This is a genomic window from Amycolatopsis orientalis DSM 40040 = KCTC 9412, assembly GCF_000478275.1.
Lineage (GTDB): Bacteria > Actinomycetota > Actinomycetes > Mycobacteriales > Pseudonocardiaceae > Amycolatopsis > Amycolatopsis orientalis.
This window is the reverse complement of record NZ_ASJB01000091.1, coordinates 100,536-126,161: the sequence shown is the minus strand read 5'-3', so window position 1 is coordinate 126,161 and position 25,626 is coordinate 100,536. Positions and strand designations below refer to the sequence as shown.

General features: G+C 68.1%; 27 protein-coding genes. 5 read left to right on the top strand and 22 right to left on the bottom strand.

Going from position 1 to position 25,626, the window contains the following annotated elements; genetic code table 11:
• Positions 1–58: 58 nt before the first annotated feature.
• The 6 genes from ehuA to L324_RS37205 form a co-directional block, all read right to left on the bottom strand.
• Positions 59–823 (bottom strand): ectoine/hydroxyectoine ABC transporter ATP-binding protein EhuA, encoded by a 765-nt coding sequence (ehuA, locus tag L324_RS37230; RefSeq protein WP_037320091.1) that lies wholly within the window; start codon positions 821–823, stop codon positions 59–61.
• Positions 824–830: 7 nt separating this feature from the next.
• Positions 831–1,487 (bottom strand): ectoine/hydroxyectoine ABC transporter permease subunit EhuD, encoded by a 657-nt coding sequence (gene ehuD / locus L324_RS37225; protein WP_037320089.1) that lies wholly within the window; start codon positions 1,485–1,487, stop codon positions 831–833.
• A complete protein-coding gene (gene ehuC, locus L324_RS37220; protein ID WP_037320087.1) occupies positions 1,487–2,182 on the bottom strand; it encodes an ectoine/hydroxyectoine ABC transporter permease subunit EhuC in 696 nt (231 codons plus the stop codon). The genes ehuD and ehuC overlap by 1 nt, the downstream gene beginning before the upstream one ends.
• A gap of 13 nt (positions 2,183–2,195) precedes the next feature.
• Positions 2,196–3,089, bottom strand: coding sequence for an ectoine/hydroxyectoine ABC transporter substrate-binding protein EhuB (gene ehuB / locus L324_RS37215; RefSeq protein ID WP_037320085.1), 894 nt, complete (start codon positions 3,087–3,089; stop codon positions 2,196–2,198).
• 117 nt (positions 3,090–3,206) lie between these two features.
• Positions 3,207–5,228 (bottom strand): protein meaA, encoded by a 2,022-nt coding sequence (locus L324_RS37210; RefSeq protein WP_081736591.1) that lies wholly within the window; start codon positions 5,226–5,228, stop codon positions 3,207–3,209.
• Positions 5,186–8,041 (bottom strand): AfsR/SARP family transcriptional regulator, encoded by a 2,856-nt coding sequence (locus L324_RS37205; RefSeq protein ID WP_051174326.1) that lies wholly within the window; start codon positions 8,039–8,041, stop codon positions 5,186–5,188. The genes L324_RS37210 and L324_RS37205 overlap by 43 nt, the downstream gene beginning before the upstream one ends.
• Before the next feature lie 162 nt (positions 8,042–8,203).
• Here L324_RS37205 and L324_RS37200 point away from each other — a divergent pair, with 162 nt between their 5' ends.
• Positions 8,204–8,731: a hypothetical protein gene (locus L324_RS37200; protein WP_037320080.1), complete on the top strand. Its 528-nt coding sequence runs from the start codon at positions 8,204–8,206 to the stop codon at positions 8,729–8,731.
• A 46-nt stretch (positions 8,732–8,777) separates the two neighbouring features.
• Here the strand turns inward: L324_RS37200 and L324_RS37195 are convergent, their stop codons facing one another.
• Positions 8,778–9,332, bottom strand: coding sequence for a hypothetical protein (locus L324_RS37195; protein ID WP_037320077.1), 555 nt, complete (start codon positions 9,330–9,332; stop codon positions 8,778–8,780).
• A gap of 58 nt (positions 9,333–9,390) precedes the next feature.
• The gene (locus tag L324_RS37190) at positions 9,391–9,921 is read right to left on the bottom strand and encodes a fatty acid desaturase family protein (protein ID WP_037320076.1); all 531 of its coding nucleotides are present in this window, start codon (positions 9,919–9,921) and stop codon (positions 9,391–9,393) included.
• Between the two features lie 116 nt (positions 9,922–10,037).
• Here L324_RS37190 and L324_RS37185 point away from each other — a divergent pair, with 116 nt between their 5' ends.
• The 3 genes from L324_RS37185 (at position 10,038) to L324_RS37175 (ending at position 12,345) form a co-directional block, all read left to right on the top strand.
• A complete protein-coding gene (locus tag L324_RS37185) occupies positions 10,038–10,661 on the top strand; it encodes a LysE family translocator (RefSeq protein WP_037320129.1) in 624 nt (207 codons plus the stop codon).
• A 61-nt stretch (positions 10,662–10,722) separates the two neighbouring features.
• Positions 10,723–11,394 carry a hypothetical protein gene (locus tag L324_RS37180; protein WP_235783761.1) on the top strand — a complete coding sequence of 224 codons (672 nt, stop codon included), beginning with the start codon at positions 10,723–10,725 and terminating at the stop codon, positions 11,392–11,394.
• A 78-nt stretch (positions 11,395–11,472) separates the two neighbouring features.
• Positions 11,473–12,345, top strand: coding sequence for a trypsin-like serine protease (locus L324_RS37175; RefSeq protein ID WP_037320074.1), 873 nt, complete (start codon positions 11,473–11,475; stop codon positions 12,343–12,345).
• Between the two features lie 76 nt (positions 12,346–12,421).
• Here L324_RS37175 and murA read toward each other — a convergent pair whose 3' ends face one another.
• A complete protein-coding gene (murA, locus tag L324_RS37170; protein WP_037320072.1) occupies positions 12,422–13,696 on the bottom strand; it encodes a UDP-N-acetylglucosamine 1-carboxyvinyltransferase in 1,275 nt (424 codons plus the stop codon).
• 61 nt (positions 13,697–13,757) lie between these two features.
• On the opposite strand from murA, the gene L324_RS37165 reads away from it, so the two are divergent.
• Positions 13,758–14,330, top strand: coding sequence for a cob(I)yrinic acid a,c-diamide adenosyltransferase (locus tag L324_RS37165; protein ID WP_037320070.1), 573 nt, complete (start codon positions 13,758–13,760; stop codon positions 14,328–14,330).
• Positions 14,331–14,410: 80 nt separating this feature from the next.
• On the opposite strand, the gene L324_RS43790 is transcribed toward L324_RS37165, so the two are convergent.
• From L324_RS43790 to L324_RS37100, 13 genes are all read right to left on the bottom strand, one after another.
• On the bottom strand, positions 14,411–14,563 hold the full coding sequence (locus L324_RS43790) for a hypothetical protein (protein WP_235783760.1): 153 nt from the start codon (positions 14,561–14,563) through the stop codon (positions 14,411–14,413).
• 130 nt (positions 14,564–14,693) lie between these two features.
• Positions 14,694–15,929, bottom strand: coding sequence for a 3-phosphoshikimate 1-carboxyvinyltransferase (gene aroA / locus L324_RS37155; protein ID WP_037320066.1), 1,236 nt, complete (start codon positions 15,927–15,929; stop codon positions 14,694–14,696).
• A gap of 33 nt (positions 15,930–15,962) precedes the next feature.
• The gene (locus tag L324_RS37150) at positions 15,963–16,397 is read right to left on the bottom strand and encodes a DUF2550 domain-containing protein (protein WP_037320063.1); all 435 of its coding nucleotides are present in this window, start codon (positions 16,395–16,397) and stop codon (positions 15,963–15,965) included.
• A 25-nt stretch (positions 16,398–16,422) separates the two neighbouring features.
• Complete coding sequence (locus tag L324_RS37145; protein ID WP_007028324.1) at positions 16,423–16,788, bottom strand: F0F1 ATP synthase subunit epsilon; 366 nt, start codon at positions 16,786–16,788, stop codon at positions 16,423–16,425.
• Positions 16,789–16,902: 114 nt separating this feature from the next.
• Entirely contained in the window at positions 16,903–18,327 is a 1,425-nt protein-coding gene (atpD, locus tag L324_RS37140) for a F0F1 ATP synthase subunit beta (RefSeq protein ID WP_037320060.1), read from the bottom strand.
• Positions 18,327–19,265, bottom strand: a complete 939-nt coding sequence (locus L324_RS37135; protein WP_037320059.1) for a F0F1 ATP synthase subunit gamma — start codon at positions 19,263–19,265, stop codon at positions 18,327–18,329. The genes atpD and L324_RS37135 overlap by 1 nt, the downstream gene beginning before the upstream one ends.
• 11 nt (positions 19,266–19,276) lie before the next feature.
• Positions 19,277–20,914 carry a F0F1 ATP synthase subunit alpha gene (atpA, locus tag L324_RS37130; protein WP_037320057.1) on the bottom strand — a complete coding sequence of 546 codons (1,638 nt, stop codon included), beginning with the start codon at positions 20,912–20,914 and terminating at the stop codon, positions 19,277–19,279.
• 53 nt (positions 20,915–20,967) lie between these two features.
• Complete coding sequence (locus L324_RS37125) at positions 20,968–21,789, bottom strand: F0F1 ATP synthase subunit delta (RefSeq protein WP_037320055.1); 822 nt, start codon at positions 21,787–21,789, stop codon at positions 20,968–20,970.
• A gap of 6 nt (positions 21,790–21,795) precedes the next feature.
• Positions 21,796–22,353, bottom strand: a complete 558-nt coding sequence (locus L324_RS37120; RefSeq protein ID WP_037320052.1) for a F0F1 ATP synthase subunit B — start codon at positions 22,351–22,353, stop codon at positions 21,796–21,798.
• 33 nt (positions 22,354–22,386) lie between these two features.
• Complete coding sequence (locus L324_RS37115) at positions 22,387–22,641, bottom strand: ATP synthase subunit C-like protein (RefSeq protein ID WP_005150354.1); 255 nt, start codon at positions 22,639–22,641, stop codon at positions 22,387–22,389.
• A gap of 62 nt (positions 22,642–22,703) precedes the next feature.
• The gene (atpB, locus tag L324_RS37110) at positions 22,704–23,501 is read right to left on the bottom strand and encodes a F0F1 ATP synthase subunit A (RefSeq protein WP_037320050.1); all 798 of its coding nucleotides are present in this window, start codon (positions 23,499–23,501) and stop codon (positions 22,704–22,706) included.
• A 379-nt stretch (positions 23,502–23,880) separates the two neighbouring features.
• Complete coding sequence (locus L324_RS37105) at positions 23,881–24,336, bottom strand: Cg1360 family ATP-synthase-associated protein (RefSeq protein ID WP_037320048.1); 456 nt, start codon at positions 24,334–24,336, stop codon at positions 23,881–23,883.
• A 56-nt stretch (positions 24,337–24,392) separates the two neighbouring features.
• On the bottom strand, positions 24,393–25,544 hold the full coding sequence (locus L324_RS37100; protein WP_037320046.1) for a glycosyltransferase family 4 protein: 1,152 nt from the start codon (positions 25,542–25,544) through the stop codon (positions 24,393–24,395).
• Positions 25,545–25,626 lie beyond the last annotated feature (82 nt).

Sequence of the window (25,626 nt, the reverse complement as noted above, 5' to 3'; positions counted from 1 at the left end):
GCACCGCCAGGAACCACCTGGATCACGAAGCCCATCGAACAGACTTACAGGACACGGCCTAGGCGCGATCGATCACGGCCTTGAGGAACCGCCGTGTCCGGTCGTGTTCCGGATCGCTGAACAGTTTTCCCGGCGGGGCGTCCTCCAGCACCTGTCCCTGGTCGAACATCATCACGCGGTCCGAAACGTCCTGCGCGAACTGCATTTCATGGGTGACGCAGAGGATCGTGATGTCCGTGGACGTCGCGATCTCACGCAGCACGCGCAGGACGTCCGCGACCAGTTCGGGATCGAGGGCCGAGGTGACCTCGTCCAGCAGCAGCACGTCCGGTCGCATCGCGAGCGCCCGCGCGATCGCGACGCGCTGCTGCTGCCCGCCGGAAAGCCGCGTGGGATGCGCGGCCTTCTTGTCCGAGAGCCCCACCATTTCCAGCAGTTCGACCGCCCGCGACTCGGCTTCGTCGCGGGGGACGCCGAGCGAGTGGACCGGCGCCTCGGTGATGTTCCGCAACACGTTCATGTTGGGGAACAGGTTGAACTGCTGGAACACCATGCCGATCCGTTTCCGGACCGCGCGCAGGTACTTCTCGTCCGGGCGGACGAGTTTTTCACCGCGCTTCATATGGCTGAGATAGTCACCGCAGACCTCGATCGTGCCGCCGTCCACCCGTTCCAGGGTCATCAGCAACCGCAGGATGGTCGTCTTCCCGGACCCGCTCGGCCCGATCAGCGACACGAACTCCCCGGGTGCGACGGTGAAATCGAGGTCACGCAGCACGACGTGGTCACCGTAATGCTTGACCACGCGGGAAAACTGGATCATCGGCGAATCAACTGTGGGCGGCACGACGCTCCAACCTTCTCACCAGAATCGACGCCGGCAGGCTCACCAGCAGGAACAGCACCCCGGCCAGGGTGTACGGCTCGATGACGCGGAACGTTTCGGCGCCGACCTCTTTCGCCCGGTTGAGCACGTCGAGGACGCCGATCCCCAGCAGCAACGGGGTTTCCTTGAACATCGAGATCGTGTAGTTGCCCAGTGCGGGCAGGACCCGCGGGACCGCTTGCGGCAGGACGACCGCCGTCCACACCCGTTGCCGCGGCAGGTTCAGCGCGGTCGCGGCCTCCCACTGTCCTTTCGGGACGGCTTCGATCCCGGCCCGGTACACCTCGGCGGCGTAGGTCGCGTAGTGCACGCCGAGCGCCACGACACCGGTGACGAACGCCGACATCGTGAAGCCCGTCAACGGCGGGACCAGGTAATAGATCGCGAAGACCTGGATCAGCAACGGCGTACTGCGGACGAACTCGATGAACAGCCGGACCGCTTGTGACAGCACGGGAATCCCGGTCCGGCGGATCAGCGCGAACACCAGGCCGAGCGCGTAGGCGACCGCCGAGGCGAGCAGGGTGATCTCGACGGTGACCAGAAGACCCTTCAGCAGCAAGGGAATCGAGTCGAACGCCGCTTCCCAGCTCCAGTCCATCACACACCCCCCGCCGTGGCCGTCATCTTGGCGGGTGCCCGGCCGAGCCGCCGCGCCGCGAACCGTTCCAGCATCCGCATCCCGCTCGCGATCATGAGCGCGAGCAGGAGATAGAGCACGAGTTCCGTACCGTAGATCCAGCCGATCTCGGCACTGAACACCGGCCGCAGCAGTTCGCCTTGCCGCGCCATCTCCGGAACGGCGATGAACGAGAGCAGGGCGGTGCTCTTCAGCAACTGGATGAACAGATTGGTGAACGGTGGCAGCATCTCCGCGAACGCCTGCGGCAGGATCACCCGGCGCATCCGCTGCGCGGGCGACAGATTGAGCGCGACGGCGCCCTCGAACTGCGCTCGCGGGACCGAGTTCACCGCGCCGCGGACGATCTCCGCGCCGTAGGCCCCGTGATTGAGGCCCAGCACCAGGATTCCGGCGAACATCGGCACCAGCTGGAAGCCGACCAGCACCGGTAGCACGAAGTACAACCAGAACAGCTGGACGACCTCCGACGTGCCGCGGAAGATCTCGACGTAGGCGCGGGAAATCCCCCGCACCAGCCGGGACGGTGAGCGCAGCGCGAGCCCCGCGATCAGGGAAAGCACCACGGTGATCGCGATCCCGCCGAGGGCGGCGGTGACGGTCGCGGTCAGTCCACTGAGGACGGACGAGATGATGTGCGATACCGACGACGACATGACGTCCGCCCCGTCACACCGCGCAGAGTTTCTCGGTGGTGACGTCGGCCTTCGGCAGGTTGTCCGCCGAGAAGCCGAACGGCGTCACGATCCTGGTCCATTCGCCGCTGTCGTGCAGTTTCTTGAGTTCGGCGTTGAACGCCTCGCGCAAGGGGTTGTCGTCCTTGCGGAAGACGAAGGCACCGGCGGAGACGACCGGCTTGCCGTCCTTGACCGGATCGAAGCCCGGTGTCACCTCCGCCGCGGCGCCCGGGCTCTTCGCCAGGACGTCCTTGAGGGAGATGTCGGTGAGCGCGGCGCAGTAGACCCGGCCGTCGGTGACCGCGCGAAGCATGTTGTCCTGCGAATCGAGGGTGACGATCTGGTCCTCGGCAACCCCGGAATCCGTGGCGTAGCCCTTTTCGACGGCGGCCGAGAGCACGGCGACCTTGACCTTCTTGGCCGCGATGTCCTCGAACTTCCGCACCTGCTGCGGATTTCCCTTGGGTACCAGCAAAGCCGTCAGCGCCGAATAGTCCGGGATGGAGAAGGCCGCGGCGTCACACCGCTCCTTCTTGATGTTCATGCCCGCCGCGACGACGTCGTACTGCCTCGCGTTCAACGCGGGGATCAACTGGTCGAACGAGACCGCGCTGGCTTCGACGTTGTCGATGCCCATGGCCTTGAAAACGGCGCGGGCCACTTCCGGAGCCTCTCCGGTGACCTTGCCGCTCTGATCCGTGAAACCGTAGGGCGCTTCGTTCGCGATACCGATCTTGATCTTCTTCGAGTCCTTGGCGGCCTGCAGCGCGTCTCCCGACGACGTCGAAGTGCACGCGGACAACAGAACCGGTCCACCGATCGTGACCGCCCCCAGAACGGCGGACCGCCGGAAGAACTCCCGCCTCGACCACTCACCGTGCGCCATAGCAGCACCTCTTTTCGATTAATCGGTTTAATCGAAACGTAGGTGGGCACCTTGGCGCGGGCAGTGTGAGCGGGTCACCCACCAGCCGCCGTTATTCGACCGTGATCGACGGTGACGTTATGTGCTCAGGCCGTGGCGCTGCCGCACCAATCCGACAATTCCGTCCATGATGTCGGTGAGTTCATAGTCCTTGGGCGTGAACACCTTCGCGATCCCTCGCTCCAGGAGGATCTTCTCGTCGTCGGGCGGGATGATGCCGCCGACGATGACCGGGATGTCGCCCGCGCCCGCGGCCCGCAGCCCGTCCACGACCTGCGGCACGACTTCGAGATGCGAACCCGAGAGCACCGAAAGCCCGACCACGTGCACGCCCTCTTGGACGGCGGCCGCGACGATCTGGTCCGGGGTCAGCCGGATCCCCTGATACACCACCTCGAAACCGACGTCGCGCGCCCGTACGGCCACCTGCTCGGCGCCGTTGGAATGCCCGTCGAGGCCGGGCTTGCCGACCAGGATCCGCAGCCGCTCCCCGATTTCGGTGTTCGTGGCCTTGACCCGGTCGCGCACGCGGCGAAGCTCCTCGTTGCCCTCGCCCGCCGCCGCCGAGGCGGAAACCCCGGTGGGGGCCCGGTATTCGCCGAATACCTCACGCAAAGCCCCCGACCATTCACCGGTGGTGACCCCGGCGCGGGCGCAATCGATCGTGGCCTCGAACAGGTTCTCCGAGGTCTTCGCGATGGCCTTCAGCTTCTCCAGCGCGGACTCGGCGGCCGCGTTGTCGCGGTGCGCCCGCCATTCCTCGATCGCGCTGACAGCCTGTTTCTCGACGGCGGGGTCGATCGTTTCGATCGCCTTGGCGCCTTCGGCTTGCAGCGGCGACGGCTCCGTGGTCTCGAACTTGTTGACACCGACCAGGATCCGCTCGCCGTTCTCCATACCGCGGCGGTACTCCGCGAGCGAGGCGACGAGCTGCGACTTCATGTAGCCGCTCTCGACGGCCGCCACCGCGCCGCCGAGATCCTGCACCCGCGCGATCTCCTCGCGCGCGCCCGCCATGATCTCGTCGACCTTGGCCTGGATGACGTGCGAGCCGTCGAAGATGTCCTCGTACTCCAGCAGGTCGGTTTCGAACGCCAGCACCTGCTGCATCCGCAGCGCCCACTGCTGATCCCACGGCCGGGGCAGGCCGAGCGCCTCGTTCCACGCGGGCAACTGGATCGCGCGGGCCCTGGCACCACGGGAAAGCGAGACCGCGAGCATTTCCAGGACGATGCGCTGGACGTTGTTCTCCGGCTGGGCCTCCGTGAGCCCCAGCGAGTTGACCTGGACGCCGTAGCGCAGCCGCCGCGCCTTCGGATCCGTTACGCCGTAACGATCCCTGGTGATCTCGTCCCACAGCGCGGTGAACGCGCGCATCTTCGACATCTCTTCGACGAACCGTACCCCGGCGTTGACGAAGAACGAGATCCGCGCGACCACCTTGGCCATGTCGGCCTGCTCGACCTGCCCGGAATCCCGGACGGCGTCGAGGACGGCGATGGCGGTGCACAGCGCGTACGCGACCTCTTGCGTCGGCGTCGCCCCGGCCTCCTGCAGGTGGTAACTGCAGATGTTGATCGGGTTCCACTTCGGCACGTGGTGCACGGTCCACGCGATCATGTCGGTGATCAGGCGGAGACTCGGCCCCGGCGGGAAGATGTAGGTGCCGCGGGAAAGGTATTCCTTGATGATGTCGTTCTGCGTGGTGCCCGTGAGTTTGGCCAGCACCTCGTCCACGTCACGGCCCTCGGCTTCGGCCTGCTCGCGCGCCACGGAGACGTAGAGCGCCAGCAGCCACATGGCGGGCGCGTTGATCGTCATCGACGTGTTGGCCTCGGCGAGCGGGATGCCGTCGAAGAGCCGCCGCATGTCACCGATATGCGAGACGGGAACGCCGACCTTGCCGACCTCGCCCTTGGCGAGCTGGTGGTCCGGGTCGTAGCCGGTCTGCGTCGGCAGGTCGAAGGCGACGGAAAGACCCGTCTGCCCCTTGGCGAGGTTGCGCCGGTAAAGCTCGTTGGACGCGGCCGCGGACGAGTGACCGGCATAGGTCCGCATCACCCAGGGGCGGTCCCGTTCACGGTCCGTGGGATAGGGCACGGTACACCTCCGGCACTGGACGACCGTCTGAGTGTACCGGCCGGTAACATCGGCCGCGTAGTTGAATCGAACACAGTCGGGTCATTTTCGGGACGGTCGAGTTCGCCGAGGATGGCGATGGCGTGCTGCCAGGCGGCGTTCGCGGCCCCGGAGTCCCCGGCGGCCTGGTGGACATTGCCGAAATGGGTGAGCGTCCCCGCTTCGTTGTAGCGGTCGCCGAGACGGCGGAACAGATCGATCGCGCGCTGGTAGCAGGTGACGGCCTCCCGTCGGAACCCGAGATGGTGGTGGGCGTGGCCCAGGCTGTCCCAGGTGTGCGCCTCCCCGGCGCGGTCGCCGAGCGCCTGATGCAGGGCGAGGGCCTGACGGCACCGGACGATGGCCTCCTCGTGGTCTTCGAGCTGGGCGTGGCACCAGCCGACCTGATTGAGCGCCCTGGCCTCGCCGTCCTGATGCCCGACGGCCCGGAACAGGCCGAGGGCACGCACGGCGTGGTCGAGCGCCTCGGCGTGGCGGCCCTGGCGCTCGAACATCCAGCCGAAGTCGAGGTGGGTATGGGCCAGGCCGATCCGGTCGCCGAGCCCGGCGAACAGGACGAGGGCGAGACCGAGATGCGTGTGGGCGTCGGCGAACCGGCCCAGCCGGACGTAGGCGCCGGCGAGGCTGTCGTGAGCGTGCGCCTCGGCGGACCGGTCGGCCAGCCGCCGCGCCGCCCCCACGGCGGCACGCTGGGTGGCGGCCAGATCGTGCCAGTGCCCGCGCCGTTCGAGGAAGGTCGCCAGGGTCCAGGCCAGCTGATAGGTGTGCGTGTCCGAACCGGCGACGGCGGCCGATTCGATGCCGGCCAGGAGCGCCGGGCGTTCGAGGGTGAACCAGCTCAGCGCCTCCTTGAGATCGGCAGGCGGCACGACGGTGACACCGTTCGCGGCGGGCGCCGGCGTGATCGGCTGGGCGCGGTGCGGTTGCAGGAGCAAGGCCGCGGCATGGCCGGTATGCAGATAGTGGTCGAGCGACCGGCGCCGGACCTCGGGCTCGCCACCCTGTGCGCGGGCCTGTTCGGCGGCGTAAGCGCGCAACAGATCGTGAAAGGTGTACCGGCCGGGTGCGTGTTCGGCCAGCAGGCTGGCGCGGGTCAACTCGGCCAGGAGTGGCCGTGCCGCCGGGAGCGGGAGACCGGCGACGCTGGCCGCGGCCGCCAGCCCGATGTCCCGGCCGGGGTGCAGGCCCAGGAGACGGAACAGCCGGGCGGCGTCGGCGCTCAACGCGCGACAGGACCAGGAGAACACGGCGCGGACGTCAGTGGCCCGGTCACCACCGTGAAGCGCGTCGAGCACGCCGGTGACGTCGTCCAGCTGAGCCGCCACCGTGGCGAGCCGGAAGCCGGGGTGGAGCGCCGCCCGCGCGGCGACGACGGCCAGCGCCAGCGGCAGGCGCGCGCATCCGGCGATGATCGCCGCCACCGCCGCGGGTTCGGCCGCCACCCGCTCCGGCCCGAGCCGCCGGGTCAGCAGCTCCTTCGCCTCCGCCGGGGACAACAGATCCAGAGCCAGTGAGTGAGCGCCTTCGACGGCGATCAGCGACGTGAACTGGTGGCGGCTGGTCACCACGACCAGGCAGCCGGGGGAACCGGGCAGCAGCGGACGGACCTGGCCGGCGTCACCGGCGTTGTCCAGGACGACCAGCATCCGTTTGCCCGCCACGACACTGCGGTACAGGCCGGTCAGCGCGTCGCGATCGGCGGGGAGCCGCGTCGCCGGCACGCCGAACGCGTCCAGGAAGCCCCGGAGCACGTCGGCCGGATCGAGGGCGGAACCCACCGGATCGAATCCGCGCAGATCCACGTACAACTGCCCGTCCGGGAACGCGGCGGCCACCCCGTGTGCCCAATGCACGGCCAGCGCGGTCTTTCCCGCCCCCGCCGTCCCGGACACGACGGCGATCCCCTTCGCCGCCGTCAACACGGAGTCCAAAAGGGACAGTTCGGCGGCGCGACCGGTGAAGCCCGGCACCGCCGGGGGTAACTGCGCCGGCGGAGCGGGCGGGGCACCTCGGACGGACGAGGGCGCGAGCAGACTCGGGTCGTGGCCGAGGATCCGCCGGTGGACGGCGCTGAGCGCCGGAGTCGGTTCCACCCCGGAATTCCTGACGAGCGCGGTGCGGGCGCGGCGGTAGGCCGTGAGCGCGTCGGCCTGCCTCCCGGCCTGGTAGAGCGCTGTCATCAGCAGGCCCCACAGCCGTTCGTGCCCGGGATGGCGGCCGGTGAGCGCGTTCAGCTCGGCGACCATCCGCTCCCCGTCACCGACGGCGAGACCCGCCTCGATCCGGTCCGCCAGCAGGGAAACGCGGATCTGCTCCAGCCGCTCGGCCTCGGCCCTCAACGCGGGGGTGTCGACGAATTCACCGTAGGCGTCACCCCGCCACAGCCCCAGGGCGGCGGTCAACCGCTCCACCGCGACGGCGGGTTCCCCGTCGGTCAAGGAGCGCCGTCCGGCGGCGGCCAGCCGTTCGAAGCGGACCGCGTCGACCGCGTCCGGCTCCAGCCGCAGCACATAGCCCGGACGGCGGGTCACGATCAGTTCCGCTGCGGCCGGCCGCAGCGCTTTGCGCAGCAGCGACACGTACACCCGCGTCGTCCGGTCGGCGTCCGGCGGCGCCCGCAGTCCCCACAGTCCCTCGACCAGCGCGGGCAGGCTCACCACCCGTCCGGCGTCCGCCACCAGCAAGGCCAGCAGCGCCCGCAGCCGGGGCCCGCCCACCTCCAGCAACCGCCCGCCGGCCTCGACCTCCAACGGGCCGAGCACCCGGAACGCCATTCCCCGCACATCCGGCACCGCGTGGTAATCGATCCGCCGCCCGGCCGCATTACCGATCGGACCCCGGATAACCGGACCGTAAACGAACCGTAGGCGGCCGCGGCCATCCTTCGGGGCATTGGCAGCCCACGGATTCGTGAGCTGAAGACCTCGAGGAGAACCATGAGTCGCGAACTGTCCACGGTGAGAGTCCGGCCGCGCGGCCGCGTCAACCGCCGTCTGCTGGGGTCGCTGGTCGCCGTCGTGGCGATGTCCGGCGCCGTCGGCCTGGCGGCGGGACCGGCCTCGGCGGCACAGACCTGCACCGGGGCGGCGGACAGCAACCTGTGCTTGGCGATCAACCGGCTCGACAACGGGCTCTTCGCCGTCCACGTCGGCATCGACGTGCACATGAGCCTGGATCGGGCCCAGGAGTACATCGACGATCCCGGAGACCCGTTGCGGGTCACGATCCGCGGTGACGACAGCGGCAAGCTCGCCGAGTTCCTGTTCACCGTCCCGCTCACCGCGCTGGGCGCGAGTGCCGGATTCGGGCTCAGCGGCGACTTCGACACGGTCGTGACCGGGAACGCGCTCAACGAGGACAGCGGTCAGGACGAGGTCCGCGCCGTGGTCACCTTGATCGACACAGACACCAACACCGTCGACGCGACCTTCGTCTCGAACCGCATCACCGGCAACTGGCCCTGAGCCGGCGGCGCCCGGGACGGTCACCTCGTGGCCGTCCCGGGTTCTTCTATGGGTTGCGGTGGTGGCGTGCCTCTTCGACGGCCTTCGCCAGCTTCTCGCGCACCTTGCCGACCTCACTGACGCCCACCAGGATGACCGGCGCCTTCCGGTCCTTCCCGTGACCGGTGCCGTAGTTCGCCGACGCCCACGCCAGCACACCGAGTTTGCCGAAGGTGATCGTGCCGGTCTTGCCGGGGCCGGGGGTGACGACGGGATCGTCCAGCTCCGCCAGCGGCGCGGACTCGTCCTTACGGCGTACCAGCGAACTGGTCGCGATGACCCGGCCGTCCGTGACGGCGTAAGTCGTCGAGGCGAGCCGGAGGTACCGGATGAGCGGCCTGCCGGCGAGGTGGAACACGCCCGCGACGGTGAGCACGAACCACGCGATCATGTGGAACGTCGTTTCGTGGTGGTAGATGAAGAACGCCGTGACTCCGCCCAGCCAGAGCAGGCCGAACGGGACGTTGAAGTAGTCGCCGGGATTGAAAAGGGGCCTGCGCACCGGATGTCCGGCCCAGATGACCCGCTCGCCCGGAAGGAGGTCGATCTGCCCCTCATGCATGCCAAGGCACACTACCCGCCGACGGCGTGGGCGGCAGTGTCCGTTCGTCGCTTGCCTTTCAGCGCTTCGGCCGCCGCTGGGCGGTCGCGATGAGGTCGCGGACGCGCCGGGGGTCCTCGATCCCGCTCAGCTCGGGGAGCGCGTCGTCGTCGGTCCGGAGGAGCCCGGCGAGGAATCCCGTGCCTTTCCGGGAGTCGACCGTCCTGGTACTGAAGGTCACCGTCCCGGTCCCGTCACCGCGCTCCACCATCTGCGGCGGCCCCAACGCCTCCAGATAGGCCGACGTGCTCACGTTGCCCTTGACCCAGGCCACCACCCGCTGGTCGGTCACGGCGTACGAAGTGGACTTCAGCTTCAAGTAGCGCTGGATCGCCTGCCAGATCCAGCTCAGTACGACGAAGACCGGGACGCCGTACCAGACAACGGGGAACTCCTCCCCGTCTCGCGTGTAGAAGTAGTACCAGGCACCCATGAACAGCAGCACCGGCACGATCGCCAGGTCGCTCTTCTCGAACGCCGGAAGGCGCTTGGGCGCACCTTCCCAGATCACGCGCTCCCCGGGCAGCAATCCCGTATCCCCCAGATACATGACTGGACGATAAGCCCGCTTCCTCCCGCCGCACACGACCCTGCCCGAATCGTGACCCGGGGACTGTGACCGAAATCCGCGAGACCCGCCCCCACCCGGCGGCTAACGTGGGCGCGGTGACGTGGAGTTCCTACAGCAGCTATCTGATCATCGTCATCCTGATCGTCCTCGCTCCCGGCCCGGACACGATGGTGATGCTCAAGAACTCGCTGTCCGGCGGCAGCCGCGGCGGTTTCCTCGCCACGGCCGGGATCCTCGTGGCCAACGCGACCCAGGGCACCGCCGCCGCGCTCGGCCTCGGGGTCGTGATCGCGCGGTCGCAGCCGGTGTTCGTGACGCTGAAGTGGCTCGGCGCCGCCTATCTGGTCTTCCTCGGCTTCCAGGCGCTGCGCGGCGCGTGGCGGGGTGACTACTCCGGCGTCGACATGGTGAAAAGCCAACGGGCGAGCGGATTCCGCCGCTTCCGCGAAGGCTTCCTCTCCAACATCACCAATCCCAAGGTCCTCGTCCTGTACCTGTCGGTGCTCCCGCAGTTCCTCGACCCGGCGACGACGTCCGCGTGGCACGCGCTCCTGCTCGCCTACACCGTCGCGGTACTGGGCTTCGTCTGGCTGATGGTGCTGCTGTTCTTCGTGCACCGCGTGCGGACATGGCTGGAGCGCCGCAAGGTCCGCCGCGCGCTCGACGGCGTCACCGGCACCGCGCTGGTCGGTTTCGGCGCGACTTTGGCGTTCGAGTAACCCTTACGGTCGTTCACGCGATACTCCGTATGTCGCAATGGCGCGACTTCAGGAGGCTTCGATGAACAAGAAGACCTACGGCGTTATCGCCGGAGCCGCCTTCTCCCTCGTCCTTTTCGGCGCCGGCCCCGCCGTCGCCGGTGAGCACGGCAACGGCGGCACGCCGCCCGGCCACGCCCAGGACACCACCAAACCCCAGCCACCGTCCAAAGCGGACTTCTCCGGCCACGGCGCGAACAAGCACGGCCCGTACGACTCCACCAGGGACGGTTCGCCGTCCGCCAACGGCAACGGCGGTGGCGACGCCGTCGGGAAGCCCTGCGCCGGCTGCGTCGGCAAGGCGGACAACAAGAACCCGCCCGGGCAGCTGCCCGGCGGCTCCGACGCGAACGCGGGCTACGAATGCGACCGCAACCACGGCGTCGGGCGCGGCAACCCGGCGCATACCGCCTGCGTGCCGGACCGGACACCGCCCGCCACGAAGCCGCCCGCCGGCCCTCCCCCGCCCGGGGGACCGCGGGCCGAAGTCGCGCCTCCCGCGGTCCTGCCGGTGGCGGCCCCCGCCGCGGCCGCTGCTGCCGCCGCACCCCGCGCCGACGTCGCCGTGGCGAGCTCCCCTTCGCTGGCCAAGACCGGTTTCGATCTCGAACCCGCACTGCCGGCCGGATTGGGCTTGCTGACCGCGGGCGGTGCCGCGGTGTTCGCGGGTACCCGGCGGCGCCGGGACGCGTGACTACTTTCGGCGGATGACTTTCGGCCGTCCACCACGTTGAATCCCGTCTCCAGAAGCACCGAGACGAGGAGGCCGTTCGTGAGGTTCACCCCTGCCGCCACCGTCGCGGCGCTGGCCGCCGCCCTGCTGCTGGGCGGCGCCGACGCCGCGACCGCGATCAACTCCTACAACGCCACCCCGGCGCCGGAGCGCACCGAAGTCGGCGCCCTCGTCGCCACCTGGGACAACGACGGCGACCCGGCGACACCCGACCGGGTCGACTGGGTGTGCTCCGGCACCATGGTCGACGCGGACACGTTCCTCACCGCCGCGCACTGCACCACCGACTGGCCGTCCAACGTGCGGTTCTTCGTTTCACTCGACCAGGACGTCCAGGCGGGTCTCGACGCGGCCGCGAAGAAGTACCCCGGCGATCCGGCGGCGATCGCCAAGGCCGTCGCCGTGGAGGGCGTCGCGCACAGCGAGCCCGGCTACCCGGGCAACTCCGCCGACTCGCACGACATCGCCGTCGTCCAGCTGCCCGCGAAACAGGTCGCCGCACGCTGGAGCTTCACCCCCGCGAAGCTGCCCAGCGCCGGTCAGCTCGACAAGCTCGGACCGCAGGCGCTGAACTCGACGCCGTTCGTGGTCGCGGGATACGGCACGCAGGAAGCCGTGAACGGGCCGGGCGGGCACACCCATCCGGGCGGCGGTGTCCGGATGAAGGCCCCCGTCACCTTCGACGCGCTCAACAAGACCTGGGTCCGGCTCGCGATGACGGCGCCCCAGGGCAACGGCGGCGCGTGCTACGGCGACTCCGGCGGGCCGAACTTCGCCACCATCGGCGGCGTGCGTGTCCTGGTGTCGACCACCATCACCGGTGACGGGCCCTGCTACGCCACGAACGTCACTTACCGGCTGGACTCACCGACGTCCCGCGACTTCCTCGCGGCGTTCGTCGCCCTGCCCTGACAGCTGCCGGTACAGCTGGTCTCGTGAGTGGTAATGACGGTTAGAACCGTCATTACCACTCACGAGGCTTCCCGGGTCAGGCTCGTTCGGGCTCGCCCGAGACGCGTTCGATGCGGGCGCCGAGGCGGTTCAGGTTCTCCACGAAGTGCGGGTAGCCGCGGTCGATGTGGAAGACGTCCCAGACCTCGGTGACGCCGTCCGCGCACAGTCCGGCGAGGACCAGCCCGGCGCCCGCCCGGATGTCCGACGCCCACACCGGCGCGCTGGAAAGCCTCTCCACCCCGCGGACGACCGCGTGGTGACCGTCGGTACGCGCGTCGCCGGAGAGCCGCATCATCTCCTCGATGAAGCGGAACCGCGCCTCGTAGATGTTCTCGGTGATCATCGACGTCCCGTCGGCCACCGCCGAGAGCGCCACCGCGAACGGCTGCAGGTCGGTCGCGAAACCGGGGTACGGCAACGTCACCCAGTCGACCGCCTTCGGGCGTTCGGCCTGCGAGATCCGGAAACCCTTCTCGTCGAACGTCTCGACCTCGGCACCCGCCAGCCGGAGCTTGTCGAGGACCAGGTCGAGGTGGTGCGGGTTGACGCCGCGGACGGTCAGGTCGCCCCGGGTCATCGCGGCGGCGAACGCCCAGGTCGCGCCGACGATCCGGTCGCCGATCACGCGGTGCTCGGTCGGGTTCAGCTTCTCGACGCCCTCGACGGTGAGCGTCGAGGTGCCCGCGCCCTCGATCTTCGCGCCCATCTCGATGAGCATCGTGCAGATGTCGACGATCTCGGGTTCGCGCGCGGCGTTGTCGATGACCGTGGTGCCCTCGGCGAGCACGGCGGCCATCAGGATGTTCTCGGTGGCGCCGACACTCGGGAAGTCCAGCCAGATCTGCGCGCCGCGCAGGCCCTCGGCCTTCGCCACCACGCAGCCGTGCTCGATGGTGCTGGTGGCGCCCAGTTTGCGGAGGCCGTTCTGGTGCATGTCGAGCGGCCGCGAGCCGATCGCGTCACCGCCGGGCAGTGCGACGACGGCCTGCTTGAGCCTGCCGACCAGCGGTCCCAGCACGCAGACGGACGCGCGCAGCTTGCCCATCGCGGCCGAATCGGCGCGGTGCGACAGCTCGGCCGGGGTGGTGATCTTCGCGGTGTCACCGTCGATGACGACGTCGCAACCCACGCTGCGGAGGACGTCGCCCATCAGCGGGACGTCCAGGATCTGGGGGCAGTTCGTGATGGTGGTGGTGCCCTCGGCCAGCAGGGCCGCGGCCATCAGTTTCAGGACACTGTTCTTCGCCCCGACCACGTCGACCTCGCCGACCAGCCGTGCTCCGCCGTGCACGTCGAAGTGCTCACTCATGGGCGCCAATCATGCCCTCTCGTCCCGATTTGCCTTACGCCGGGCCGGTAGAGTCGGCTTCATGGTCGTTCGCATCAACCGCGTGTACACGAAGGTCGGCGACAACGGCACCACGGCGCTCGGGGACGGCTCGCGAGTGCCGAAGACGTCGCCGCGGCTGGCCGCCTACGCCGATGTCGACGAAGCCAACTCCGTCATCGGGCTCGCGCTCGCGATGGGCGGTCTGCCCGCCGAGATCGCCGACGTCCTGCGCGGGGTGCAGAACGATCTCTTCGACGTCGGCGCGGATCTGTGCGCGCCCATCGTGGAGAACCCGCCGTACGAACCGTTGCGCATCACCGAGCGGTACATCGAGCGGCTCGAAGGCTGGTGCGACGAGTTCAACGAGCGCGTGCCGAAGCTGACGTCGTTCATCCTGCCGGGCGGGACCCCGGGTGCGGCCTTCCTGCATCAGGCCCGCACGGTCGCCCGGCGGGCCGAGCGCTCCGGCTGGGCGCTGTACGAGGCCGAGCAGGCGACGACGAACCAGCTGGCGATCAAGTACCTGAACCGGCTTTCGGACCTGCTGTTCATCCTGTCGCGGCTGGCGAACCCGGACGGGGACATCCTGTGGCAGCCCGGCGGCGCGAGCTGAAGGACGCTTTCCTCGCATAAGACGTAGTGAAGGACGCTTTCCTCGCATCGGATGCGGGGAAAGCGCCCTTCAGCTCACGTTCAGCCCTGTTCTCGTGCTGCCCAATAGCGCTCGAGGTCGACGTCGGGCGTGCCGTCCTTGCCCGGGTCGATCGCCTTCATCGTGATCGTGTCCTCCAGGGACACGGACTCGGGAAGGTGGCTCCAGCGGTTCGCGTCCTCGCTCTGAGTCATGGTCCGAGAATAGACGTGGATCACGTCCGAAGCCCGGTAGAACACGTCCGAAGCCGGAGAAAATGCCGGTCGACCGCATTTCGTCCTCTGGATGCGGTGGTTCGCAAGCCAAACCACCGCATCCAGAGGACTAAACGCCCCAGGAAGCGCGGAGTGCGGCCAGAGCGTCATGGAATCCGGGGAAGGTCTTCTTCACGCAACCCGGATCGTCCAGCGTGATCCCGGGCGTACGCAGCCCCGTGACGCTGAACGCCATCGCGATCCGGTGATCCCGCCGGCACTTCACGAGCGCCCCCGTCGGCACGCCCGGCTGGATCTCGATCCAATCCCGCCCCGTCTCGACCGAGACGCCCATCGCGCGCAGGTTCTCCTCGCACGCGGCCAGCCGGTCGCATTCCTTGATCCGCGTGTTGTAGACGTCCTCGATCCGCACCGGCCCGTCCGCGAACGGCGCGATGGCGGCGAGCGTCGGCACGGTGTCGGAGATGTCGCGCATGTTCACCGTGACGCCGCGCAGCCCGCCCGTCCCGGTCACGGTGACGACGTCCGGGCCGACCTCGACGTCCGCGCCCATCTTCCGCAGGACCTCGACGAAGGCCAGATCCCCTTGCAGGGCGCCGGCGCCCAGCCCCGGCACGGTCACCGAGCGGCCGGTCAAGGCCGCCGCCGCGAAGAAGTAACTGGACGTCGAAGCGTCGGGCTCGATCTCGTACCGGCAGGCCCGGTACGGCGCGGGCGGAACGACGAACGTGTCCCCGTCCCGGACGACCTCGACGCCGAAGCGGCGCATCATCGCGATGGTGATCTCGACGTAGGGCACCGAGACGAGGTCGGTGACGGTGATCCGCAGCCCCTCGGCGGTCAGCGGGCCGACCAGCAGCAACGCGGTCAGGAACTGCGACGACAGACCCGCGTCCAGCGTGAGGTCACCGCCCTTGATCCCGGCTGCCCGCACCACCAGCGGGTGATGGCCCGGCGAACCCTCGAAGGTGAGGTCGACGCCCAGTTCGAGCAGCGCGTCGGTGAGCGGCCCCAGCGGCCGGGCGCGCATCTGCTCGGACGCGTCGAAGCGGAAGGTCCCGTGCCCGGCGGCGGCCAGCGCCGGGAGGAATCGCGCGGTGGTGGCGCCGTCCCGGCAGAAGACGTCGGCGCGGTCGACGGCGGGGCCCTCGGGCCTGCCGGCAATGGTCCACTCCGCATCGGAGCGGGAGACCTGATAGCCGAGCTTGAGAAGTCCTTCGGCGAAGCCCTCGGAGTCGTCCGAACGCAGCGGCCTGCCCAGCACGGTCGTCCCGTGGGCGGCGGCCGCGAGGAACAGGCCTCGGGCGGTGATCGACTTCGAACCGGGGATGTCGACGATGGTCACGCCGTGAGCATACGACGTGCGCGCGGAACCGATTCAGGAAGCGCGGGGCAGCCGACGGCCCGGCGGAGCCGACTCGAGCCAGGAAAGGAAACCGGTGAGGGCGCCCGGGCCCATCGCGATCTCGATCGCCTCCTGCGTGGCGGACTCACACCGCAGGACGATCGAACCTTCGGGGACGGCGTACGCCTCCGTGCCGGACGGATCGCGCCGGTCCGCGATCTCCATGCTCACGCGTTCGAACACGCGATCCGGGCCGGTCCGCAGGCTCCAGACCCGGAACCAGACGAACTGCTCGCCCTCGTAGCGGCCCAGCCCCAGATGCCAGCTGGACCGCGCCTCGTCCGGACGCCACCGCAGTGCGACGCTCACGCCACCACCGCGGCGCATCCGGACCCATCGCAGCGAATACCAGGCCACGACAACGGCCAGGATGGTCAGGGCCCCGAGAACACCCACGGCGATTTCCACGGCCCGGCCCCTGCCTCTCGCCCGGTCAGACTGACTGACCGGCCGCGCGGAGCTGGGCGGTCGCCCTAGCCCGCTCTTGCTCGTCTTCGCCGCTCAACGCCTTCTTGGCCGCATCGACGTCGATCTCGTGCGAAAGCTCCGCGCTCTCGGCGAGGATGCTCACGCCGGTCGCGGTGACCGACAGGAAACCGCCGTGCACCGCGGCGGTCACGGTCTCGCCGTCCGTGGTCGTCACCTTGACGACGCCACCCTCGACGAGCTGCCCGAGCACGGGCTCGTGACCGGCCATGATGCCGATCTCGCCCTCGGTGGTCTGCGCCACCACGAACGTGGCGGTACCGGACCAGAGACGGCGCTCGACGGCTACCAGCTCGACAGAAATCTCAGCCACGTAGCTTCCCTTCACCTCAGGTGCTGCCACCGAGTCTAATAGTCAAAGTTCCAACTATGCGAACGGCGGGACCAGCGTCCACAGTAGACACTGATCCCGCCGCTCATCGGAACATCACTTCTTGGTGATTTCCTTGTACTTCTTCTCGAGGTCTTCGAGGCCACCGATACCCAGGAACGCCTGCTCCGGGTAGTGGTCGAAGTCACCCTTGGTGATGCGGTCGAACGACTCGATGGTCTCCGACAGCGGCACGGTCGAACCCGGCTGACCGGTGAAGGCCTCGGCGACCAGCATGTTCTGCGACAGGAACCGCTCGATGCGGCGCGCGCGCTGAACGGTGAGCTTGTCCTCTTCCGAGAGCTCGTCCATACCGAGGATCGCGATGATGTCCTGCAGCTCCTTGTACTTCTGCAGGATCCGGATGACCTCGGAGGCCACGCGGTAGTGGTCCTCACCGACGATGGCCGGGTCGAGAATGGTCGACGTCGACGCCAGCGGGTCCACCGCCGGGAAGATGCCCTTCTGGAACACGCCACGCGAAAGCTCCGTGGTGGCGTCCAGGTGGGCGAACGTCGTCGCCGGGGCCGGGTCGGTGTAGTCGTCCGCGGGGACGTAGATCGCCTGCATCGAGGTGATCGAACGACCGCGGGTCGAGGTGATCCGCTCCTGGAGCTGACCCATCTCGTCGGCCAGCGTCGGCTGGTAACCCACGGCCGAAGGCATGCGGCCCAGCAGGGTCGACACCTCGGAACCGGCCTGGGTGAACCGGAAGATGTTGTCGATGAAGAGCAGCACGTCCTGGTTCTGCACATCGCGGAAGTACTCCGCCATGGTCAGCGCGGACAGCGCGACCCGCATACGGGTGCCCGGCGGCTCGTCCATCTGGCCGAAGACGAGGGCGGTGTCGTTGATGACGCCGTCCTCGGACATCTCCAGGAAGAGGTCGTTGCCCTCACGGGTGCGCTCGCCGACACCGGCGAACACCGAGGTACCACCGAAGTTCCGGGCGACACGGGTGATCATCTCCTTGATGAGCACCGTCTTGCCGACGCCGGCACCGCCGAACAGGCCGATCTTGCCACCCTCGACGTACGGGGTCAGCAGGTCGACGACCTTGAGGCCGGTCTCCAGCATCTTGGTCTTGCCCTCGAGCTGGTCGAAGGCCGGCGGGTTGCGGTGGATGCCCCAGCGCTCGAGGTCGTCGCCGTAGCCGGGCTCGTCGAGGCACTCGCCGAGCGCGTTGTAGACGTGGCCCTTGACCTTGTCGCCGACCGGCACCGTGATGGGGCCGCCGGTGTCGGTGACCTCGGCGCCACGGACGAGGCCGTCCTGCGGCTGGAGCGAGATGGTGCGGACGAGGTTGTCACCGAGGTGGCTGGCGACCTCGAGCGTCACCGTCTTGCGGAGCTGCTCGAACTCGATTTCGACCTTGAGCGCGTTGAACTGGTCGGGAACGGAACCGCGCGGGAATTCGACGTCGACGACCGGGCCGGTCACCGAGACGATGCGCCCCTTGGCACGGGCTTCAGTACTGGTCATCAGTCATCACTTCCTGCTGCGGTGAGAGCGTTCGCTCCACCGACGATTTCGGAGATCTCCTGGGTGATCTGCGCCTGGCGGGCCTGGTTCGCCTCCCGCGTCAGCGTGTTCACCAGTTCGTTCGCGTTGTCCGACGCCGCCTTCATCGCGGTACGGCGGGCAGCGAGTTCGGACGCCGCCGACTCGAGCATCGCCGCGAAGATCCGCGTGTTGATGTACTTCGGCAGCAACGCGCCGAGCAACTTTTCGGCGCTGGGCTCGAACTCGTAGCTCGGGAGCAGGCTTTCCGGCTTCTCCTCTTCGCCCTCGACGTACTCGACCTCGAGCGGCGCGACACGCTTGGCGGTCGGACGCTGGGTCAGCATCGAGACGAACTCGGTGTAGACGACGTGGATCTCGTCGACACCCAGGATGCCGTCGGCGTTACCGGCCTCGTCGTCGGCGCCGTTCAGGAACGACTCGACGATGAGCTCACCGGCCTCCGCGGCGTTGACGTAACCGGGCTGGTCGGAGAAGCCCGTCCAGCTTTCGGTCACCTCGCGGCCACGGAAGCGGTAGTAGCTCAGGCCCTTGTTGCCGGTCACGTACAGCACCGGCTCCTTGCCCTGCTCACGCAGCAGCGTGAGGAGCTCCTCGGTCGCCTTCAGCACGTTGGAGTTGTATCCACCGCACTGACCCTTGTCGCTGGTGATCACGAGGACCGCCGCGCGCTTCGGGTTGGGGCGCTCGACCAGCAGCGGGTGGTCGAGGTTGGCCGAGGCGCCGGCCAGGGCCGAGAGCACGTTCGTGATCTCGTCCGAGTAGGGCCGGGACGCCGCGACCTTCGCCCGCGCCTTGGTGATGCGCGCGGTGGCGATGAGCTCCATCGCCTTGGTGATCTTGCCGATGGACTTGGTCGCCTTGATACGCGACCGGAGTTCTCGGAGTTGTGCGGCCATGAGCTATCAGCTCACTTCTTCGGTGCGGGCTTGTTGACCTTGACGGTCTCCTGCCCGACCTTCTCGGCGTCCATGGCGTCGGAGACCTCGACGAGGCTCTTGCCCTCGGAGGTGGTGAACTCCTTCTTGAACTCGTTCACCGCGTCGACCAGCCCGGAAGCGGTCTCCTTGGAGAACTTGCCCGACTCGCGGATGTCCTTGAGCAGCTCACCGTGCTTGCGGCGCGCGGAGTCGACGAACTCGTCGCGGAAGCGGCGCACGTCCTCGGTCGGGACGGTGTCGAAGTGGCCGTTGGTACCGAGGTACACGGTGACGACCTGCTCCTCGACCGGGATCGGCGAGTACTGCGGCTGCTTGAGCACCTCGTACAGCCGCGCTCCACGCTCGAGCTGCGCCTTCGACGCGTCGTCGAGGTCCGAGGCGAAGGCCGCGAAGGCCTCCAGCTCACGGTACTGCGACAGGTCGATACGGAGCGAACCCGAAACGTCCTTCATCGCCTTGACCTGCGCGGCACCACCCACGCGGGAAACCGAGATACCCACGTCGATGGCCGGGCGCTGACCGGCGTTGAACAGGTCCGACTGGAAGAAGCACTGACCGTCGGTGATCGAGATGACGTTGGTCGGGATGTAGGCCGACACGTCGTTCGCCTTGGTCTCGATGATCGGGAGACCGGTCAGCGAACCGGCGCCCAGGTCGTCCGAGAGCTTCGCGCAACGCTCGAGGAGACGGGAGTGCAAGTAGAAGACGTCGCCGGGGAAGGCTTCACGGCCCGGCGGGCGGCGCAGCAGCAGCGAGATCGCGCGGTAGGCGTCGGCCTGCTTGGTCAGGTCGTCGAACACGATGAGGACGTGCTTGCCCTCGTACATCCAGTGCTGGCCGATGGCCGAACCGGTGTACGGCGCGATCCACTTGAAGCCGGCGGAGTCCGACGCGGGGGCCGCGACGATGGTGGTGTACTCCATCGCGCCGGCGTCCTCGAGGGACTTCTTCACCGCGGCGATCGTGGAGCCCTTCTGGCCGACCGCGACGTAGATGCAGCGGACCTGCTGCTTCGGGTCGCCGGACTCCCAGTTGGCCTTCTGGTTGATGATCGTGTCCACCGCGACCGCGGTCTTGCCGGTCTTGCGGTCACCGATGATCAGCTGACGCTGGCCACGGCCGATCGGGGTCATCGCGTCGATGGCGGTGATACCGGTCTGCAGCGGCTCCGACACCGGCTGGCGCTCGACCACCGAAGCGGCCTTGACCTCCAGCGGACGACGGTCGGTGGTCTCGATCTCGCCGAGGCCGTCGATCGGGGCGCCCAGCGGGTTCACGACGCGGCCGAGGTAGCCCTCGCCGACCGGAACCGAGAGGACCTGACCGGTCCGCTTGACCTGCTGGCCTTCGACGACGGTCTCGAAGTCACCGAGGATCGCGGCACCGATGGAGCGCGCGTCCAGGTTCAGCGCCACCCCGAGGACCCCGCCGGGGAACTCGAGCAGCTCGTTGGCCATCGCCGAGGGAAGGCCCTCTACGTGGGCGATGCCGTCACCGGCGTCGATGACGACGCCAACTTCTTCCCGGCTCACGTCCGGGGCGTAACTCGAGACGTAGTTCTCGATCGCGCTACGGATCTCATCCGAGGAGATCGTCAGCTCCGCCATTTCAATCCCGCTCTCGCTTCGTTCGTGCCAGTGTGCAAAGTCGTTGTTGTGGGTCAGCCGGCCAGCCGGCGACGCAGGGCGTCGATGCGCCCAGCGGTGCTGCCGTCGATGACCTCGTCGCCGACGCGGACGACGAGTCCGCCGCCCAGTGACGGGTCGACCTCGACGTGCAGCGCGAGCTGCCGCCCGTAGAGGGCGTTGAGCTTCTCGCTCAGCCGAGCCTGCTGCTCGTCGGACAGCGCGCTCGCGCTGGTCACCTGGGCGACCGAGCGCTGACGGCGTTCCGCGGCCAGCTGGACCAGCCGCTCGAGGGCATTGGCGACCCCACGTCCCTTGGCGCGCAGGACGACCTGCTCGACGAGGGTCTCGGTGACCACGTCCACCTTGTCGGCGAACAGGGTGCGGACGAGGGTCCGCTTCGCCTCGGCGGGAGCGGACAGGTCGGACAACGCCTGTTCGAGCTCCGGCGCACCCGCAACGATACGAGTGACCCGGAACAGCTGGTCTTCGACAGCGTCGATGTTCCCGGACTTCTCCGCACTGGTGAGCAGCGCCGAGCGGCCGAGGGCCTCGAGCCCGTCGGTCAGTTCGCGCGGGCTCGACCAGCGGCTGCCAGCCACGGAGTCGAGCACCTGCAGGGCCGGTTCGGAAACCTTGCCCGCGAGGATGCCGCGGGCGAGGCCGATCCGGGCCTCGGACGTGGCCGAACCGTCGGCGACGGCCCGGCGCAGGCCGATCTCCCGGTCCAGCAGGGCGACGACCGAAAGCAGCTCGTCGCCGACCGTCGCCGGGTCCGTACCCGCGGCGGCCAGTACCTCGCCGAGACGATTCTCGGCGAGGTCGAGCGCTTCACGGCTCGCAGCATGCAGCGTCATTCTGGTCTACTTTCCCGCTCCGTTGGAGGCGCCCGCGGTCTCCAGCTCGGCAAGGAACCGGTCCACGGTGCCGTGACGGCGCGCGTCGTCCGCGAGCGACTCGCCGACGATGCGGCTGGCCAGCTCGACGGAGTTACGGCCGAGTTCGGCGCGCAGCTCGGCGATGATCTGCGCCTTCTGGGCCTGCAGCTGAGCCTGCCCCTGGGCGACGATGCGCTGGGACTCGGCTTCGGCCTCGGCCCGCAGCTCCGCCTTGATCTGCTCGGCTTCGAGCCGGGCGTCGTCGCGGATCTTCGCGGCCTCGGAACGGGCTTCCGCCAGCTGCGCCTTGTACTGCGCAAGGTTTTCTTCGGCTTCGGCCTGTGCCTTCTCGGCCCGCTCGATGCCACCCTCGATCAGCTTCGTCCGCTCTTCGTAGGTCGCCTCGAAACGCGGAACGACGTACTTCTTCAGAACGAACAGCAGCAGAAGGAAGGCGATGAACCCGAGGATGAGCTCGGGAACGTGCGGCACGATCGGGTTGGGCACCTCTTCGGAGGCCAACACCAATTCGGTCTTCAGCACAACGTCTCCTTAAGCGATGAGCGGAACTCAGCCTTAGGCGGAGGCGAGGAAGTAGATGACGATACCGATCAGCGCCAGAACCTCGGTCAGAACGAAGGTCGAGAAGGCGATGCTCTGCAGCTTGCCCTGGGCCTCCGGCTGACGGGCGGTGCCGTTGATGACGGCGGCGAAGATGAGACCCACACCGATACCGGGGCCGATCGCGCCGAGGCCGTAACCGATGGCGGCGAGACCCTTGTTGATGCTGACGGCCTCGGCAGCCTGCTGCGCAAGAACGATGTTGCTCACGTGCGTTTCCCTTCAAACTCGGTCCGCGCGACTCACGCGGATCGGGGGCTTTTGGTGTTCTCTCAGTGCTCCGACGCCAGCGCGGCGCCGATGTACCCTGCGGACAGCAGTGCGAAGATGAATGCCTGCAGGACCTGGATGAATGCCTCCAGGAAGGTCATCGCGATGGCGAAGAGGAACGCCACCGGCGACGCGACCTTCACGAGACCTTCGCCCTCGGTCAGCAGGAAGCTGCCACCGAGCGTGAAGACCATGATGATGAGGTGACCGGCGAACATCGCGGCGAACACCCGGATGGCCAGGGTGGCGGGGGCGATGAAGAACTTCTGCGCGAACTCGATGGTGGAGTACAGCGGCAGAACGAACCCGGGAATACCGGCCGGCGCCAGTTCCTTCTTCAGGTAACCCTTGAAACCGTGGCGCTTGAACCCGACGTAGTGGTACACCGGGTAAACGACAAGGAACGCGAGAGCGACCGGGAAGCCGATTCGCGCCATGGTCGGGAACTGGAAGAACGGAATGATCCCGAAGAGGTTGTTCACCAGCACGAAGCTGAACAGCCCCAGGATCAGCGGGATGAACGGCTTGAAGTCGGCCGAACCGATCTGCTCACGCGCGATGTTGTTGCGGCCGAAGTTGTAAATCGATTCGGCGATGAACTGTCCCTTGCCCGGGACGACCTTCAGCCGGCGCGAAGACACCATGAAGTAGGTGATGAGGATGATCAGGGAGATGACCACCAGCAGCATCGGCTTGGTGAAGCTCAACCAATAGCCGGAACCGAACAACGGCGGCAGGTTGAAGTCTTTGACACCGGGCGGCGCGAACTCCGCACCCTCGGCTAGTACCAGCGCGCCCACTGGGCTCCTTCCGGTTCTCCCGGCCGGCGTTCACTCCGCCGGGGGAATCGTCACGATCTGGACTTAACGTACCCGACACGTATCGGGCCGTCGGAGGCGGCCACCCCACGATGTGCTGAACACGGTTTCACGTTCCGCACACGAGGATTCTCGATGCAGTGCTCCCGGGAGACAGACGCCTACCAGCGGGTAACGAGGGACGATTCAACACCGTCGCCACACTGCTGTTCGGGGTTCGTCATCAGGAGCCGGCAGCCGAGGCCGCCGCCCATACGCGGACCATATCAGCAGGTACCGACGGGCCGTACAGGCGTACTACATTGCCCCTGATCGGCCGAGGACCTAGGTCCCGTCCCAGGTCAGGACCTGGGTCCCGAAATCAGCGGGAAGCCGGGATGATCGTCGGGATCTTGGTCTTGCGGAAGGCCGCGAACTCCACCGCGGCGGCCACGAGAATGGCGACGATCATGGTGACGCCCAAGGCCATCGGGTGGACCGAGTCCACTCCGCGCAGCAGGGTCAGCGCCCCGAAAAGAAGGATGAGCTTGAGTACGTAACCACCGAGAGCGATCACCATCACGAACATCGGGTCCAGCCCCGCGCTGAACCGCATCAGGCCCAGCGTCGCGAGAGCGGATCCGACGGCGAGCACGCCACCGATGGCCGAGCCGAGCAGACCCGGCTGTCCTTTGAGGATGGTGAACACCACGACGCACACGAGCACCGCGGGCGGGACCAGCTTCAGGGATGCCTTCATCATCGCGTTGGCCGCCTGCAGAACCACCTTGGCGTGGGGGTTCTCCTCCGCCTCGACGGTCTTCTCGGTCTCGCTCACAGAAAGCTCCCTGGTCGTCTCAGCCCGCCAGTGTAGGCCCGTGCGGATCGCGTCTTTCAGGCGGTCCGGTTCCGCGAACGCAGTCTGGGGATGACCGACACCAGTGTCGCCAGCAGGAAGCCGAATCCGACAATCCAGAAAACCGCGACACTGTCGAAGAGCGTCACCGAAACCGCGCCGAACGCGAGCAGGCCCGCCCACAAGTAGATGAGCAGTACCGCGCGGCGCTGCGAATGGCCGATCTCCAGCAGACGGTGGTGCAGGTGCATCTTGTCCGCGGCGAACGGGCTCTCGCCGCGACGGGTGCGGCGGACGACCGCCATGATCAGGTCGAGCATCGGCACGAACAGCACCGCGGCGACCACGACGAGCGGCGAGAGCAACGCGAGCGCGTCCTTGCCGCTGAACTGCGGATAGGGCACGCGGCCCGACGCGGACGTCGTCGCACCGGCCAGCATGAGCCCGATCATCATCGAGCCGGAGTCGCCCATGAAGATCTTCGCGGGCTGGAAGTTGTACGGCAGGAAGCCCAGACAGGCCCCGGCGAGCGTGGCCGCGATGAGGGCGGGCGGGTACGCGCCGACGTCGCCGCCCGAGGAGTCGAGCAGGCCGAGGGAGAACGAGCACGTCGCCGCCGCGGCGATGAAGCCGAGGCCGCCGGCGAGCCCGTCGAGGCCGTCGACGAAGTTCATCGCGTTGACCATGACGACCACCAGCACGACCGTCAGCAGCGCACCCTGGTTCTTGTCCAGCACCAGCACCTGGCCGAAGGACTCGCCGCCACCGCCCCACGGGACCCAGAACGACACCCACTGCACGCCGAAGATCACCAGGATCCCGGCGCACATGACCTGGCCCGCGAGTTTCGTCCAGGCGTCCAGCTCGAACCGGTCGTCGAGCGCGCCGATCAGGGAGATGACCCCCGCGGCGAGCAGGACACCCAGCGAGTCGAAGGAGAAGTCGAAGCCGCGGCTCAGCGCGGGCAGCTGGTGCGCGAGCCCCATCGCGGCGGCGACACCCAGGAAGATGCCGATCCCGCCCATCCGCGGGATCGGCGTGACGTGCACGTCACGGGCCCGCGGGTTGGCGATCGCCCCGATCCGGATGGCGACCCGGCGCACCACGCCGGTGAGCAGGAAGGTAACGGCCGCCGCGGTGAGGGCGACGAGGAGGTATTCCCGGATCGGGAGGCCTTGCGTGGGAGGCATGGTGCGTTACGCCGCCGAGGTCCAAGTCACCTGAACACGCTACCGCGCTCGGGGGATACGCCCGGACACGGTACTGACACCC

Excerpts from the sequence above, each read along its gene's own strand:
- ehuA (WP_037320091.1), bottom strand. The coding sequence starts at position 823 with ATGATCCAGTTTTCCCGCGTGGTCAAGCATTACGGTGACCACGTCGTG.
- ehuD (WP_037320089.1), bottom strand. The coding sequence starts at position 1,487 with ATGGACTGGAGCTGGGAAGCGGCGTTCGACTCGATTCCCTTGCTGCTG.
- ehuC (WP_037320087.1), bottom strand. The coding sequence starts at position 2,182 with ATGTCGTCGTCGGTATCGCACATCATCTCGTCCGTCCTCAGTGGACTG.
- ehuB (WP_037320085.1), bottom strand. The coding sequence starts at position 3,089 with ATGGCGCACGGTGAGTGGTCGAGGCGGGAGTTCTTCCGGCGGTCCGCC.
- L324_RS37205 (WP_051174326.1), bottom strand. The coding sequence starts at position 8,041 with ATGGCGTTCCGGGTGCTCGGCCCGTTGGAGGTCGAGGCCGGCGGGCGG.
- L324_RS37200 (WP_037320080.1), top strand. The coding sequence starts at position 8,204 with ATGAGTCGCGAACTGTCCACGGTGAGAGTCCGGCCGCGCGGCCGCGTC.
- L324_RS37195 (WP_037320077.1), bottom strand. The coding sequence starts at position 9,332 with ATGCATGAGGGGCAGATCGACCTCCTTCCGGGCGAGCGGGTCATCTGG.
- L324_RS37190 (WP_037320076.1), bottom strand. The coding sequence starts at position 9,921 with ATGTATCTGGGGGATACGGGATTGCTGCCCGGGGAGCGCGTGATCTGG.
- L324_RS37180 (WP_235783761.1), top strand. The coding sequence starts at position 10,723 with ATGAACAAGAAGACCTACGGCGTTATCGCCGGAGCCGCCTTCTCCCTC.
- murA (WP_037320072.1), bottom strand. The coding sequence starts at position 13,696 with ATGAGTGAGCACTTCGACGTGCACGGCGGAGCACGGCTGGTCGGCGAG.
- L324_RS37165 (WP_037320070.1), top strand. The coding sequence starts at position 13,758 with ATGGTCGTTCGCATCAACCGCGTGTACACGAAGGTCGGCGACAACGGC.
- L324_RS43790 (WP_235783760.1), bottom strand. The coding sequence starts at position 14,563 with ATGACTCAGAGCGAGGACGCGAACCGCTGGAGCCACCTTCCCGAGTCC.
- atpD (WP_037320060.1), bottom strand. The coding sequence starts at position 18,327 with ATGACCAGTACTGAAGCCCGTGCCAAGGGGCGCATCGTCTCGGTGACC.
- L324_RS37135 (WP_037320059.1), bottom strand. The coding sequence starts at position 19,265 with ATGGCCGCACAACTCCGAGAACTCCGGTCGCGTATCAAGGCGACCAAG.
- atpA (WP_037320057.1), bottom strand. The coding sequence starts at position 20,914 with ATGGCGGAGCTGACGATCTCCTCGGATGAGATCCGTAGCGCGATCGAG.
- L324_RS37125 (WP_037320055.1), bottom strand. The coding sequence starts at position 21,789 with ATGACGCTGCATGCTGCGAGCCGTGAAGCGCTCGACCTCGCCGAGAAT.
- L324_RS37100 (WP_037320046.1), bottom strand. The coding sequence starts at position 25,544 with ATGCCTCCCACGCAAGGCCTCCCGATCCGGGAATACCTCCTCGTCGCC.